The following is a 12,902-nucleotide window of genomic DNA, read 5'->3' as shown; positions in this document are numbered from 1 at the left end:
GGCTCTCTCAGGTGAGTTCTGAAATGAGGAACTCCAGGAGGCGCAGACGTTCCTCGGGGGGTCTGGGCTGGACGAGCAGGCCCTCGAAGAAGACGACGATGGTCGTGGTGATCGGGGCCAGCTTTTCGGGTGGGACTTTGGACGCCAGGAGTGCGTGGAGGCGGGTCGTCAAGCCTTGGAGTAGGGCTGTCTCTAGTTCGGCTGCGGCGGGGGAGTGACGCGCTCGCTCGTGCAGGGCGTGGGTGAGGGGCTGGAGGGCGGTCAGGCGTTCCAGGGCCCAGGCGAGGCGGGGCATGATGTCGTCGGTCTCGGGGGGATCGCCCAGGTCCTCGGCGTAGGCGTCCGTGAGCGCGGCGACGAACAGGTCGTCCTTGGTGGGGAAGTACCAGTAGATCGCGGTGCGGGCCAGCCCCAGGTCCTTGGCCACGGCGCTGTGCGACAGGGCCGCTGGGCCGCCTTCGCGCAGGATGCGCAGGGCCGCCTCGCGGATCTCGGTGACCTTGGCCTCCCGGTCGACGTCCTGTCGGTTGCGCGGCATGCCCAGGACGGTACCTCAGCGGGTGTTCTCCCAGGTCGCCTTGGCTTCGGCCACCAGGGGATGGCCCGGGCCGACGACGAGGGTGTCCAGGACTTCGTCGGGGAGAGGCTCGGTCTGGCGGACCCAGTCGGTGACCAGGTTTCTGAGGTCGGTGGGGAGCTGGGCGGCCTGCTCGACCTTGGGCGGGTAGTAGATGCGGCTCTGGGCGGCTTGAACGGCGTGGAGGATCTGGGCGGCCAGCTCGGAGGCCGTGCCGGTGCCGAAGGTTTCGTCCAGGCGTTCAACGAAGCCTGTGAGGAGGCGGCTGGCGCCCAGGGCGGGGGTGTCCACCGGGCCGGGGATCACCTCGATGACGTTGATGCCGGTGTCCAGGAGTTCCAGGCGGAGGGTTTCCGTCAGCTGGGAGAGGGCCGCCTTGGCCGCGGCGCTGTGGCCCAGGGACGGCCAGGCGAGCACTTGGCGGATCGACGTCACGTTGACGACAGCGCCTTCGCCGCGTTCGCGCATGCCGGGGACCAGAGCGGACATGAGGGCCAGCGGCGTCCACCAGTCGACCTCGAACATGCGCCTGGCCTCGGGGCGGTCGCCCACGGCCCAGACCGATCCGGCGGCCTCGCTTCCGGCGTTGTTGACCAGGATGTCGATGTCGCCCGCCTGATCGGCGACGCGGGCGGCGGCGCCGGGTTCGCTCAGGTCGGCCGGGATGATCTCGGCGGCCCCTTCCAGCCGGGCCAGTCGTTCGGCTCGGCGGGCGACCGCGACCACCTCGGCACCGGCCTTGCCGAACGCGGTGGCCGTCTCCCAGCCGATGCCGCTGGAGGCGCCGGTCACCAGAACGCGCTTGCCTTCGATCTCCATGAGGCCTCATCTCTTGACGTTGTGACAAGAGGCTAGGCCTGCTCTTGTCATTGCGTCAAGAGGGTCGGGAGGGGCCCCAAAATTGGTCCTCTGGGGCGCGAACTTTCCGGCTCGGGTGGGGGTCATAGAGGGCGCAACGTGATCATCCACTTGATCGAGGGGACGGAAGATGACGCGTAAGACGGGCCTGATGATGGCGACGACGCTGATCGGTGGCGCGCTGGTGGCGGGGGCCACGGCGCCCGCGGCCTCGGCCGACACCACGGCGGTCGCCGCCAAGCGGGGGACGTTCGGTCCGTACGGGTACGGCGGCGTCAAGCTGGGCTGGTCCGCCAAGCGGGCGCAGGCCAGCCACAAGATCGTCCGCAAGTTCCGCGGGGGCGCGTGCAGCGGGTGGGACCTGAAGGCCCACCGGACCGGGCGCGACTCGGTGGGGCTGTACATCTCCAAGAAGCACGGGGTGGCGCTGATCAGCGCGCCGAAGGGGGTCAGCACGCCGCGGGGAATCCACATCGGCTCCACGCTCAAGCAGGTCAAGCGGGCTTACCCGGGGGTCAGGCTCGGCGACTACTACTACGTGACCGTGCCGGGCAACCGGAAGGCCACGTACAACTTCCTGGTGCGGCACGGCAAGGTCTACGAGCTGAACATCGCTCTGAAGAACCAGGACTGCACCAACTGAGGACGGACCCGCCACCGGTGTCGGGGGCCCGGTGGCGGGTTCTCAGCCGAGGTCGGCCGTTCCGCCGGTACCGCCGTTGGCGGTACCGGACCGCCATTGGACGTAGCGGTCGCGGAACTCGGCCTCCTCGCCGAGCAGCTGGAGCATGTGGGCGCCGTACGCGCTGACCACACGGGGCATGCGATAGGAGATCCCGCCTTCGGGGGCGTGGTCGACGCGCAGGAGCGCCGAGTCGGCCAGGTCGAGGAGCGTCTCCTCGATCTGGTCCTCGGGCAGGGCGTGGCCGGCGCAGACCGACGCGGCGTCCGACGTTCCAAAGGTGCCCGGGAAGACCGACAGGCGCGCCCAGAGGAGTCTCTGGGCCGGGGTGGCGATCTGGTGGCTCCAGCCGATCGCGTGAACGAGCGAGTCGTGCCGCTCGGGGCCTCCGTTGCCCAGGTCGTGCAGCGTGATGCGGTCGAGGTCGGCCGACAGCCGGGCGACGGTGCTGAACGCCAGGCGCTCGGCGGCCAGCTCGATGGCCAGCGGAATGCCGTCCAGCTTCCGGCACAGGACCGTCGCCTCCTTGAGGTCGGCGGAGGTGACGCGCAGGCCTGGCACGGCGGCGCGCGCCCGCGCGAAGAAGAGGTTCACGGCGTCGCCGTCCCGCAGCGGCTGCAACGTCATGACGTGCTCGCCGACCATGTTGAGCGGGCGCCGGCTGGTCGCGATGATGCGCAGGCCGGGGCAGCTCGCCAGCAGCGCGCCCGCCGCGTCCGCGCAGGGCAGCGTCAGGTGCTCGCAGTTGTCCAGGACCAGCAGCGCGCGCCGGTCGCGGAGCTGGTCGATCAGCGAGGCCAGCCGGGTGCGGTCGAGGCGTTCGGGCAGGTCGAGCGCCAGCCCGATCGCGTGCGGGACCAGGCCTGGATCCGCGAGCTCGCTGAGGGAGACCGGCCGCACGCAGTCCGGGAAGCTCGCCAGCGTGAACGCGGCGACGTCCAGCGCCATCGCGGTCTTGCCCACACCGGGAAAGCCCGTGATGGTGACGAGCGGCACGTCGGCCAGCAGGTTCGCGATCCTCTTGCGTTCGCCGGCCCGGCCGAAGAGCATGCCCGCCCTCGCCGGACCCCCTGCCTGCAACTGCATGGAGACAGATTCGTCCAGGCGGGGGGTGAACACATCGGCACGCGTACCTATGTGCCATACGTATAGAGCGCGGCGAGCGGAGGTGGCATCCCTACCCGGCCGATGGGGAGTCCCTAGGACCCTGGGTTTCGGTCTGTCGCTGCTCGGTCGTGGCGACCCAGGCGGCGATCTGGGCTCGGGAGATGAAGCCGAGCTTGGTGAGGATGTGCTCCAGATGCGAGTCGGCCGTCCGCTTGGAGATGACGAGCCTCTCGGCGATCTGCCGGTTCGACAGGCCCTCGGCGACCAGCTTGGCGACCTGCGTCTCGCGCCTGGTCAGCGGGCTCGGTCCGGTCAGCGGGCCCGGGCCCGCGGGCGCCTCGGGCAGCGCACGCTTGCCCTTCATGACCAGGAGCGCGTCGGCGGCGGACAGGGCCGTGCCTCGCGCGCGGTCGTCGGCCAGGCGGGCCTCGCCCATCTTCGCGGTCAGCTTGTCCACGCACCGCTGGCGCAGGGCGTCCCACGCCGGTCCCGCCTCGCCCTTCATCCGGATCCAGAGCGCGTCGCCCGCGCCGAGCAGCAGCGCCGCCGTGCCCACCTCACCCAGGTCGGTCAGGCAGAACGCGTAGAGGTCGAAGGCAAGCGCGACCTGGTAGATGTCGCCGACCGACTCCTTCATCTCCATGCTGCGTCGCAGATCGGAGACGGCGGCCGCGGGCTCGCCCGCGCGCCAGCGGGTGAGGGCGCGCATCCACCGCGCGAAGCCCTCGCTCCACAGGTCCTCGCGTTCGGCGCACAGCGGCAGGCAGCGCGTCAGCAGCGCGAGCGCCTCGCCGGTCTCGCCGCGCAGCGTGTGGGCGCCGGCCTGAACGACCATCGTGCACAGCGCGTGCGGGTCGTCGAAGCCGCGCTCCTCGAAGACGCTCATCGCCTTCTTGAACGAGTCCAGGCCGTCGGCGACCTTCCCCGACAGCACCAGTGCGGTGCCCCGGGTGTGCAGAACGTGCCCGAGCAGCGTCGAGCCGGGCTCGGTCTCGGCGATCAGCATCGCCTCGGCGAGGCTGGCCTGGGAACGTTCGAAGTCGCCGCGCAGCATCTCCACGTTGGCGAGGGCGCGCAGCCCCCAGCCGCGTTCGAGGCAGGCCTCGGGAACGAGGTCGAGCGCCTGCTCGAGCCACTCGCCGCCCGTTCCGAGCTCCAGGCCCTCGAACCAGAAGAAGCTCAGCGCGGAGATCATCTCCAGGCCGGTGCGTTCCTCACCGGCCGTGCTGAGGCAGTAGTCGAACGCGGCCCGCAGGTTGGGCATGGCCTGCCGGATCGCGTCGAACAGCCCGACCTGCCCGCCCCCGCACCAGCGCTCGACGGCGCGTTCGACGAAGGCGCGGTAGGAGTCGCGGTGGCGGCGCCGCAGCTCCTGGCGTTCGCCCAGCCCGTCCAGCAGATCGCCCGCGTACTCGCGGATCGAGTCCAGCATGCGGTAGCGGCCGGTGTGCGGGTCGTAGGTGACGATCGACTTCTCCACGAGCCCGGCCAGCGTGTCCAGGATCTCGTCGTCGGGCTCCTTCGCGCCGCACACCGACTCGGCGGCGGCCAGGTCGAACGAGCCGGGGAACACCGCGAGCCGCGCCCACAGCAGCCGTTCGGCCTCCTCACACAGCTCGTAGCTCCAGCGCACCGTCGTGAGCAGCGTCTGCTGGCGCCCGCCGCCGATGCGCACCCCGCCGAGCACGCGGAACCGGTCGTCGAGCCGCTCGACCAGCTGCGACAGCGCCATCACGCGCAGCCGCATCGCGGCCAGCTCCAGCGCGAGCGGGATGCCGTCCAGCCGCCGGCACAGCTCGATCACCTCGGGCAGGTTGGCGCCGGAGACCTCGAAGTCGGGCAGGACGGCGCGCACCCGCTCCACGAACAGCTCGACGGCCTCGCCCGAGTCCGCCTCGTTCTCGCCGACCGGGAACGGGTGGACCTGGTAGGTGTGCTCGCCCAGGATCGTCAGCGGCCGCCGCGACGTGGCGATGATCTGCAGGCCGGGCGCGGCGCGCAGCAGCACCTCGACGAGCATCGCGCACGCGTCGGCGACGTGCTCGCACGTGTCGAGCACGAGCAGGACCCGCTTGCCGGACAGGTACGCGGCGAGCAGGTCGACCGGGTCGGCGCCGCTGCGGTCGGGGATCTCCAGGGCTGCGACCACCGCGCGCGGGATCGCCTGCACGCCCGTCTCCGACGACAGCTCGACCAGCCAGCAGCCGTCCGCGAAGTGGCGGCGGATCTCCTCGGCCACCTTCACCGCGAGCCGTGTCTTGCCGACGCCGCCCGCGCCGCACAGGGTCACCAGGCGGGCGCGTTCCAACTCCTGCCGCACCTCGGCGAGCTCCCGCCTGCGCCCGATGAACCGGGTCAGCTCGGCAGGCAGGTTGCCGCCCCGCGTGGAGACCGAGGGAGAGGTCGCTGAAGAAGCCACAGACACCTCGCGGAGTCGGGTCGCGGCGCGGCGGAGTTCGGACCAGCCGATTCTACCGATCGTGACACCATGATCGCGGTGCGAACCCGGACGGCATCGGCCAATGTCAGCACACCCGTACCAGGAGAGACACGGAAGGCGTCCTAAGAAAGATCGACGACCACCGGGGCGTGATCGGACGGGCCCTTGCCCTTGCGTGCCTCGCGATCGATGTAGGCGGACTCGACGCGTTCGGCCACGGGGGTGCTGGCGTAGAACAGATCGATGCGCATGCCCTGGTCCTTGTGGAACATTCCGGCGCGATAGTCCCAGTAGGTGAACGGATTGGGGCCCTTCATCGGCTTGGGGACCACGTCGTGGAAACCGACGCTGAGCAGGTCGGTCAGGGCCTTGCGTTCGGCGGGCGTCACGTGCGTGGAGCCGACGAAGACGGCCGGGTCCCACACGTCGGAGTCGGTCGGGGCGACGTTGAAGTCGCCGGTCGCCACGAGGGACGGATGCTCGGCGAGCTCGTCGGTGAGGGCCGTCCTCAGCGCGGCGAACCAGTCGAGCTTGTACGCGTAGTGCGCCGAGTCGGGCGTACGGCCGTTCGGCACGTAAAGCGACCAGATCCGGACACCGCCGCATGTCGCACCGATCGCGCGCGGCTCCGGCGGCGGAGGCGGCAGCGCGCCGGCGTCGTCCAGAAGCGTCGGCTCCTCGGACTCACCGCGATAGCCGGGCTCGCCGGGGAAGCCGCGGGTGACGTCCTCCAGGCCGACCTTGGACAGGATCGCGACGCCGTTCCAGCGGCCGTCGCCGTGGGCGGCGGTCTCGTAGCCGAGCTCGCCCACCTCGGCCGCCGGGAAGCCGTCGGCCGGGCACTTGGTCTCCTGCAGGCAGAGCACGTCCGGCCCTGCCTCGGCCAGCCACTCCAGCAGCCGAGGCAGGCGTGCCTTCACCGAATTGACGTTCCAGGTCGCGAGGCGCATTCCCCTAGCTTGCCGCACTCAGTGCTGGTGGTCGTGCTCCTGCTCCAGCCCGGCCTCGTGAACGTGGGTGTGGGCGTGGTCGTGCCCCTCGGGCCCGTGCTCGTGCGCGTGCACGCCGGCGCGAGGCGTCCCGCCGCCGGGCTAGCCGGCGGTCTGGGTCAGGTAGTCGCGCAGCACGACGGCCTGGTTGTGCTCGGTGTCCTTGGCCGCGTACAGCAGCGTCACCGGGCCCTTCTCCATCGCCTCGCGGATCGGCTGGACGGCCTCCGGATGGGCCTTCAGCTGGGCGCGGTAGCGCTGGGAGAATTCGCCGAAACGCTCGGGAATGTGCCCGAACCAGACGCGCAGTTCGTTGGACGGCGCGGCGTCCTGAAGCCAGCCGTCGAGCTTGAGGTCCTCCTTGCGAACGCCGCGCGGCCAGATCCGATCGACCAGGAACACCGCCCCCTCGGGGGCCGCCTCGTGGTCGTATACGCGCTGCAGGTGGATGCTCTCCATCACTCCTCAATACCCACTGTGGGACGAGGATCACCAGCGGTCACTCGGCCGGTTGGTACGCCCGGGCGAAAAGGGACACACCCGGCCACGACTTCAGCGGCAGGCGGCGCTCCAGCGAGGCGAGCAGGCTCAGCGACTCGTTCAGCGCCGGATGCAGGTGGGCCATGTCCTCGCAGTGCGCGATGCGATGGCGCCGGAGCCTGACGAACGGGCGGACCAGCACGTTCCAGCTCCAGATCCGGTCGACGACCAGGCCCGCGTCCGTCAGCGTCTCGGCCAGCGAGGCGCGCGTGTAGCGGCGGACGCGGCCGAGCGCGACGTCGTGGGTGGACCACAGCCGCATGTCGCACGGGACCGAGACCAGCACGGCGCCGCCGGGCCGGAGCACGCGCGCGATCTCGGCCGCGGCGGCCGCGTCGTCCTCGATGTGTTCCAAGACGTTCAGCGCCAGCGCGAGATCGAACTCGGCGGACGGCAGCGGCAGGAAGCGCGCGTCGGCGTAGCAGGCGTCCAGGCCCTGGGAGAGGCACAGGTCGACCGCTGCCTCGGTGTTGTCGACCGCGGTGGCCTTCCAGCCGTGGTCGAGCAGGACGCGGGTGTTGCCGCCGCCCGCCGCGCCGATGTCGACGGCCCGGCCGGTGGCCCCGGTGCGGCGGAGTTCGCGCGCGACGATCTCGCGGCGCTCGCGGTACCACCAGTTGTCGTCCTCGATCTCGACGACGCGCTGGATCTCGATGGTGTCCACGGCACCAGCCGACGCGATCCTCGCGGACGGCGCCATCACCGGCGCGGTCAATTGGGAGGATCGTTGATCAGTTCTTGGGTGCGTCAGTACCGCCCGAGTGGGGACGACCCCCCACACCCCCCGGCCGGCTTCGTCGGGATCAGGAACGGCGGCCGCGCCGCCACTTCACCAGGAAGCGAACGCTCAGCAGGAACGCGAAGACCGCGGCCATCGCCGGGATCGCCCGCTTGGCCAGCGACGGGCCCGCGACCTCCAGCAGGTCGATCGCCTCGGCCTCGCGCCGTTCCGGAACGGCCTTGAGCGGCCGTACGGCGGCGTCCGCCGACTCGGCCTCGCTCGCCGGTCGCTGCGCCGGAACGGCCGGAGCCTCGGCGGGCTGGACCTCCTCCGACACCACCGGAATGTCGGGCCGGGTGTCGGTCGAGTCCTCGTCCGCCTCGTGCACCTCGGGCCTGATGGGCGTGACGACCGCTTTCGGCTCAGGGGCCTCGGGCTCGGCCGGGGCCACGGCCTTCGCCTCGGCCTCGGCCTCGGCGGGGGACTCCAGTTCCTTGGCGAGCGCCTTGGCGAAACGGGCGATGAGCTTGGCGCCGACCTCGGCGAGGATGTTGCGGCCGAACTGGGCCGGGCGGCCGGTCACGTTCAGCTTGGTGTGCACGGTGACGCGGGTCGTGTCGCCCTCGTCGACCAGCCGCGCCTGAACGGTCGCGTTGGCGGTGCCCGAGCCGCGGGCCTCCTTGCCGGAGGCCTCGATCGAGACCGTACGGGAGGACTCGTCGGCCACGGCGATGCGGGCCGTGCCGCGGTAGGTGATGGTCATCGCGCCGACCTTCACCTTGAGGCGGCCCGTGTACTCCTCGCCGTCGGCCGCGTCCAGCGTCGCACCCGGCACGCACAGCGCGACGCGCTCCACGTCGAGCAGCACCGACCAGGCTTGATCCACCGGTACCGGGACGGTGAAATCGTGGTCGAGCTCCATGGTGGGGGTCCTCTTCCTCGGAGGGGGCTTGCCGAGACCCTACGACCGTCACCGGCCCGGCCGCCAGACCGCCTGGTGAGGATCACATCCGGCGGTGGCGGGGCGGGCCGCGCGAAAAGATCGGGCGGCCGGAACCCCCGGGGGCTTGTGGGTCCGGCCGCCCGATCCCGTTCGTCACACCGTGGCGGCCGTGGTGAGCGCCCGCGCGGTGAGCACCCGGGCCAGGTGGCGCCGGTACTCCGCGGACCCGTTCAGGTCGTCGGGCGGCGAGGCTCCCTCGGCGGCGCGTTCGGCCGCCGCCGTGAAGGAGTTCTCCGAGACCGTGCGCCCCTCGATGAAGCGCTCGACCTCGGTGGCGCGGTACGGCGTCGGGCCCATGTTGGTGAGCGCGACCCGCGCGTCCTCGATGGCGCCGCGTTCACGCCGCACCGCGCACGCGACGCCGACGATCGCCCAGGCCTGCGCCGTCCGGTGGAACTTCTCGTAGTGCACGCCCCAGGCCGGGCCGAGCTTGGGCACCCGCACCCCGATGAGCAGCTCGTCGGGCTCCATCGCCGAGGTCATCCAGTCGACGAAGAACTCCGCCGCCGGGATCTCCCGGTCGCCGCGTTCGGCCGAGCGCACGACGAACACCGCGTCCAGCGCGAGCGCCACCGCGGGCAGGTCGCCGGCCGGGTCGGCGTGCGCGAGCGACCCGCCGAACGTGCCGCGATGCCGTACGGCCGGGTCGGCCACGGTCGCCGTCGCCTTGGCGATCAGCGGCACGTGCTCCAGCACGAGCGGGTCGCGCATCACCTGGTGGTGCGTGGCCATCGCGCCGATGAACAGGTCGCCGTTCTCCGAACGGATCTGCCGCAGCGAGTCGACCCGGTCGAGGTCGATCAGCGCGTCGGGGTAGGCCAGCCGGAGCCGCAGCAGCGGCATCAGGCTCTGCCCGCCCGCCAGCACCTTGGCGTCCTCGCCCGCCTCGGCCAGCGCGGTGACCGCCTCCTCGATCGAGGTCGGCCGGACGTAGTCGAATGCCGCCGGGATCATCGGTCTCCTCCTTCGGCCGCGCCGCCCTGGACGGAGCCGAGGCCGCCGCCCGCGCCGGGTTCGGTGCCGGGCCGCTGCGGCGCCTCGCCCGCCGCCTCGCGCAGCGCACGCCAGACGCGTTCGGGGGTGCAGGGCATCTGCACGTCCTTCACGCCGAACTGGCGGAGCGCGTCGACGACCGCGTTCACGACCGCCGGGGTGGAGGCGATCGTGCCGGCCTCACCGACGCCCTTCACGCCGAGCGGGTTGGAGGTCGCCGGGGTCTCGGTCCGGTCGGTGACGAACGTCGGCAGGTCGGCCGCCGACGGGACCGTGTAGTCGGCCATCGTCGAGGTCGTGAGGTTGCCGTCGGCGTCGTAGACCGCCTCCTCGTACAGCGCCTGCGCGATGCCCTGCGCCAGCCCGCCGTGCACCTGGCCCTCCACGATCAGCGGGTTGACCACCGAGCCGATGTCGTCGACCGCCACGTACGAGCGGATCTTCACGAAGCCGGTCTCGGTGTCCACCTCGACCGCGCACAGGTGGGTGCCGTGCGGGAAGGAGAAGTTCTCCGGGTCGAAAGTCGCGTCGGAGTCCAGCGAGGGCTCCAGGCCGTCGGGCAGGTCGTGCGCGGCCAGCGTCGCGCCCGCCACCTCGGCGAGCGACACCGACGAACCCTCACCGCTCACGCCGCGGACGCTGAACGAGCCGCCCGCGTAGTCCAGGTCGGCCTCGGCCGCCTCCAGCATGTGCGCCGCGACCTTGCGCGCCTTGTCCACGACCTTCTGGCACGCGTTGTGGATCGCGATGCCGCCGATCGTGAGCGAACGCGAGCCGTAGGTGTCCCAGCCGCGCGGCGCGATCAGGGTGTCGCCGGCCAGCACCTTCACGTGCTCGAACGGCACACCGAGCGCGTCCGCGGTGATCTGCGCCCACGCGGTCGCGTGGCCCTGGCCGTGCGGCGAGGTCCCGGTGACGACCTCGACCTTGCCGGTGCCGAGCACCCGTACGGTCGCGTGCTCCCAGCCGCCCGCCGCCGACCGCACCTGCGCGAGCGCGCGGGACGGCGCCAGGCCGCACATCTCGGTGAACGTCGAGACGCCGAGGCCCAGCTGGACGGTGTCACGCCGGTCGCGGCGGTCGTTCTGCTCGGCCCGCAGCTTGTCGTACTCGAACAGCGCGAGGGCCTTGTCGGTCGCGGCCTCGTAGTTGCCCGAGTCGTAGGTCATCCCCGTGATCGTGGTGAACGGGAACTCCTCGTGCCTGATCCAGTTGCGCCGCCGTACCTCCAGCGGGTCCAGGTTCAGCTCGGCGGCCAGCTCGTCCATCATCCGCTCGATGCCGAACGTGGCCTCCGGCCGGCCCGCGCCGCGGTAGGCGTCGGTCGACATCTTGGTGGTGAAGACGCCCGTGCAGGTGAACGAGTAGGCGTCCATCTTGTAGATGCTGTTGAACATCCCCGCGCCGAGCGTGGCGATGCCCGGCGTGAGCAGCATCAGGTAGGCGCCCATGTCGGACAGGAGGTCCACCTTGAACCCGCGGATCTTCCCGTCCTGCTCCGCCGCCATCGTCAGGCGCTGGATCTGGTCGCGGCCGTGGTGGACGGTCATGTTGCCCTCGCTGCGCGACTCGGTCCACTTGACCGGGCGGCCCAGCCGCCGCGCCAGCAGCAGGAGGAGCACCTCCTCGCCGTACACCTGCAGCTTGGAGCCGAAGCCGCCGCCGACGTCGGGGGCGATGACCCGGATCCGGTGCTCGTCGACGCCGGTGACGGCCGACAGCATGAGCCGCAGGATGTGCGGCACCTGCGTGGCCGACCACATCGTGAACTCGTCGCCGTCGGGCCGGCACACGACCGCCCGCGGCTCCATGGCCGTCGGGATCAGCCGCTGCTGGATGAAGCGCCGTTCGATCGTGACCGGCGCGTCGCGGAACGCCGCGTCCACGTCCCCGGACTCGACGACCATCCGGTAGCACTGGTTGGTGCCGAGCTCCTCGTGCACGACGTCGCTGGACTGCCGCAGCGCCTGCTCCATGTCGGTGACGGCGGGCAGCGGCGTGTAGTCGACGTCGATGTCCTCCAGCGCGTCCATCGCCGCGTACCGGTCCCTGGCCACCACGCACGCCACCGGCTCGCCCGCGTACCGCACCTCCGAGACCGCCATCGGCGGGTGGTCGGGGATGAGGATGTCCTCGGTGACCGGCCACGCGCACGGCAGGCTGCCCTGCTCCTCGGCGAAGTCCTGGCCGCTGAACACGGCGACCACGCCCGGCCGTCCGCGTGCGGCCGAGGTGTCCACGCGGGTGATGCGCGCGTGCGCGTGCGGGCTGCGCAGGAACGCCACGTGCAGCATCCCGGCGAGCTGGATGTTGTCGGTCCACTGGGTGCGCCCGGTGATCAGCCGCGCGTCCTCGCTGCGCCGCCGCGCCTTGCCGATCTCCCGTTCCTCTTGCTGGGCGGTCATGGCGTCACCTCGGGGGTGGCGGGGCGTAGCCGTGGGGGCGAAACAGGGCGCTCGGCCTGCCGCATGTCGCTCGCCGCCTTGCGCACGGCGCGCACGATGTTCTGGTAGCCGGTGCACCGGCACAGGTTGCCTTCGAGCCCCTCGCGGACCTCGTCCTCGGAGGGGTCGGCGTTCTCGCGGAGCAGGTCGATCGAGGCCATGATCATGCCCGGGGTGCAGAACCCGCACTGCAGCGCGTGCTCCTCATGGAAGGCCTGCTGCATCGGATGGTTCTGGCCGTTGATGCCCAGCCCCTCGACGGTGGTGACGGCGCGTTCGTCGGCCTGGACGGCGAACACCGAGCAGCTCTTGACGCTCATCCCGTCGAGGAGAACGGTGCAGGCGCCGCAGTTGGTGGTGTCGCAGCCGATGGGGGTGCCGACCTTCCCCAGTCGGTCACGCAGATAGTGCACGAGAAGGAGGCGCGGTTCGACGTCGTCCTCATACGTCACACCGTCGACCTCGACGCGGATACGTGGCATTCGTTCTCCCAGGGACGTCTCGGGGTGGGTCTGGTGCTGGGGAGAGACGTCTCTGTGGGAGGAGCG

Annotated in this window: 12 protein-coding genes; 1 reads left to right on the top strand and 11 read right to left on the bottom strand. The window is 71.3% G+C overall.

Annotated elements, in window-relative coordinates:
- Nucleotides 1-7 precede the first annotated feature (7 nt).
- A complete protein-coding gene (locus J4573_RS34090) occupies nt 8-538 on the bottom strand; it encodes a TetR/AcrR family transcriptional regulator (protein WP_208260050.1) in 531 nt (176 codons plus the stop codon).
- A gap of 15 nt (nt 539-553) precedes the next feature.
- Nucleotides 554-1,396: an SDR family NAD(P)-dependent oxidoreductase gene (locus J4573_RS34085; RefSeq protein WP_208260049.1), complete on the bottom strand. Its 843-nt coding sequence runs from the start codon at nt 1,394-1,396 to the stop codon at nt 554-556.
- 169 nt (nt 1,397-1,565) lie between these two features.
- Between J4573_RS34085 and J4573_RS34080 the strand changes: the two genes are divergently transcribed.
- Nucleotides 1,566-2,078, top strand: a complete 513-nt coding sequence (locus J4573_RS34080) for a hypothetical protein (protein ID WP_208260048.1) — start codon at nt 1,566-1,568, stop codon at nt 2,076-2,078.
- Between the two features lie 42 nt (nt 2,079-2,120).
- Here J4573_RS34080 and J4573_RS34075 read toward each other — a convergent pair whose 3' ends face one another.
- From J4573_RS34075 to J4573_RS34035, 9 genes are all read right to left on the bottom strand, one after another.
- Complete coding sequence (locus J4573_RS34075) at nt 2,121-3,203, bottom strand: ATP-binding protein (RefSeq protein ID WP_208260047.1); 1,083 nt, start codon at nt 3,201-3,203, stop codon at nt 2,121-2,123.
- A gap of 91 nt (nt 3,204-3,294) precedes the next feature.
- On the bottom strand, nt 3,295-5,643 hold the full coding sequence (locus J4573_RS34070; protein ID WP_208260046.1) for an ATP-binding protein: 2,349 nt from the start codon (nt 5,641-5,643) through the stop codon (nt 3,295-3,297).
- A 143-nt stretch (nt 5,644-5,786) separates the two neighbouring features.
- Nucleotides 5,787-6,614 carry an exodeoxyribonuclease III gene (locus J4573_RS34065; protein WP_208260045.1) on the bottom strand — a complete coding sequence of 276 codons (828 nt, stop codon included), beginning with the start codon at nt 6,612-6,614 and terminating at the stop codon, nt 5,787-5,789.
- 141 nt (nt 6,615-6,755) lie between these two features.
- Nucleotides 6,756-7,112 carry a DUF488 domain-containing protein gene (locus J4573_RS34060; RefSeq protein ID WP_208260044.1) on the bottom strand — a complete coding sequence of 119 codons (357 nt, stop codon included), beginning with the start codon at nt 7,110-7,112 and terminating at the stop codon, nt 6,756-6,758.
- Nucleotides 7,113-7,152: 40 nt separating this feature from the next.
- Complete coding sequence (locus tag J4573_RS34055) at nt 7,153-7,857, bottom strand: class I SAM-dependent methyltransferase (RefSeq protein WP_208260043.1); 705 nt, start codon at nt 7,855-7,857, stop codon at nt 7,153-7,155.
- A gap of 139 nt (nt 7,858-7,996) precedes the next feature.
- The gene (locus J4573_RS34050) at nt 7,997-8,836 is read right to left on the bottom strand and encodes an SRPBCC family protein (protein ID WP_208260042.1); all 840 of its coding nucleotides are present in this window, start codon (nt 8,834-8,836) and stop codon (nt 7,997-7,999) included.
- A gap of 174 nt (nt 8,837-9,010) precedes the next feature.
- Nucleotides 9,011-9,871, bottom strand: a complete 861-nt coding sequence (locus tag J4573_RS34045) for an FAD binding domain-containing protein (protein ID WP_208260041.1) — start codon at nt 9,869-9,871, stop codon at nt 9,011-9,013.
- Complete coding sequence (locus J4573_RS34040; RefSeq protein WP_208260040.1) at nt 9,868-12,315, bottom strand: xanthine dehydrogenase family protein molybdopterin-binding subunit; 2,448 nt, start codon at nt 12,313-12,315, stop codon at nt 9,868-9,870. Before J4573_RS34040 ends, J4573_RS34045 begins: the two co-directional genes overlap by 4 nt.
- Nucleotides 12,312-12,836 carry a (2Fe-2S)-binding protein gene (locus tag J4573_RS34035; RefSeq protein ID WP_208260039.1) on the bottom strand — a complete coding sequence of 175 codons (525 nt, stop codon included), beginning with the start codon at nt 12,834-12,836 and terminating at the stop codon, nt 12,312-12,314. The genes J4573_RS34040 and J4573_RS34035 overlap by 4 nt, the downstream gene beginning before the upstream one ends.
- Nucleotides 12,837-12,902 lie beyond the last annotated feature (66 nt).

Origin of the sequence: Actinomadura barringtoniae (assembly GCF_017573505.1) — a bacterium.
In the GTDB taxonomy this organism is placed as follows: Bacteria; Actinomycetota; Actinomycetes; order Streptosporangiales; family Streptosporangiaceae; genus Spirillospora; species Spirillospora barringtoniae.
Note: the sequence above shows the minus strand (reverse complement) of the source record. Positions and strands in the feature narration are given on the sequence as shown.

Coding starts and splice junctions, on each gene's coding strand:
- J4573_RS34090 (WP_208260050.1), bottom strand. CDS start 538: ATGCCGCGCAACCGACAGGACGTCGACCGGGAGGCCAAGGTCACCGAG.
- J4573_RS34085 (WP_208260049.1), bottom strand. CDS start 1,396: ATGGAGATCGAAGGCAAGCGCGTTCTGGTGACCGGCGCCTCCAGCGGC.
- J4573_RS34080 (WP_208260048.1), top strand. CDS start 1,566: ATGACGCGTAAGACGGGCCTGATGATGGCGACGACGCTGATCGGTGGC.
- J4573_RS34075 (WP_208260047.1), bottom strand. CDS start 3,203: ATGCAGTTGCAGGCAGGGGGTCCGGCGAGGGCGGGCATGCTCTTCGGC.
- J4573_RS34065 (WP_208260045.1), bottom strand. CDS start 6,614: ATGCGCCTCGCGACCTGGAACGTCAATTCGGTGAAGGCACGCCTGCCT.
- J4573_RS34060 (WP_208260044.1), bottom strand. CDS start 7,112: ATGGAGAGCATCCACCTGCAGCGCGTATACGACCACGAGGCGGCCCCC.
- J4573_RS34050 (WP_208260042.1), bottom strand. CDS start 8,836: ATGGAGCTCGACCACGATTTCACCGTCCCGGTACCGGTGGATCAAGCC.
- J4573_RS34045 (WP_208260041.1), bottom strand. CDS start 9,871: ATGATCCCGGCGGCATTCGACTACGTCCGGCCGACCTCGATCGAGGAG.
- J4573_RS34040 (WP_208260040.1), bottom strand. CDS start 12,315: ATGACCGCCCAGCAAGAGGAACGGGAGATCGGCAAGGCGCGGCGGCGC.
- J4573_RS34035 (WP_208260039.1), bottom strand. CDS start 12,836: ATGCCACGTATCCGCGTCGAGGTCGACGGTGTGACGTATGAGGACGAC.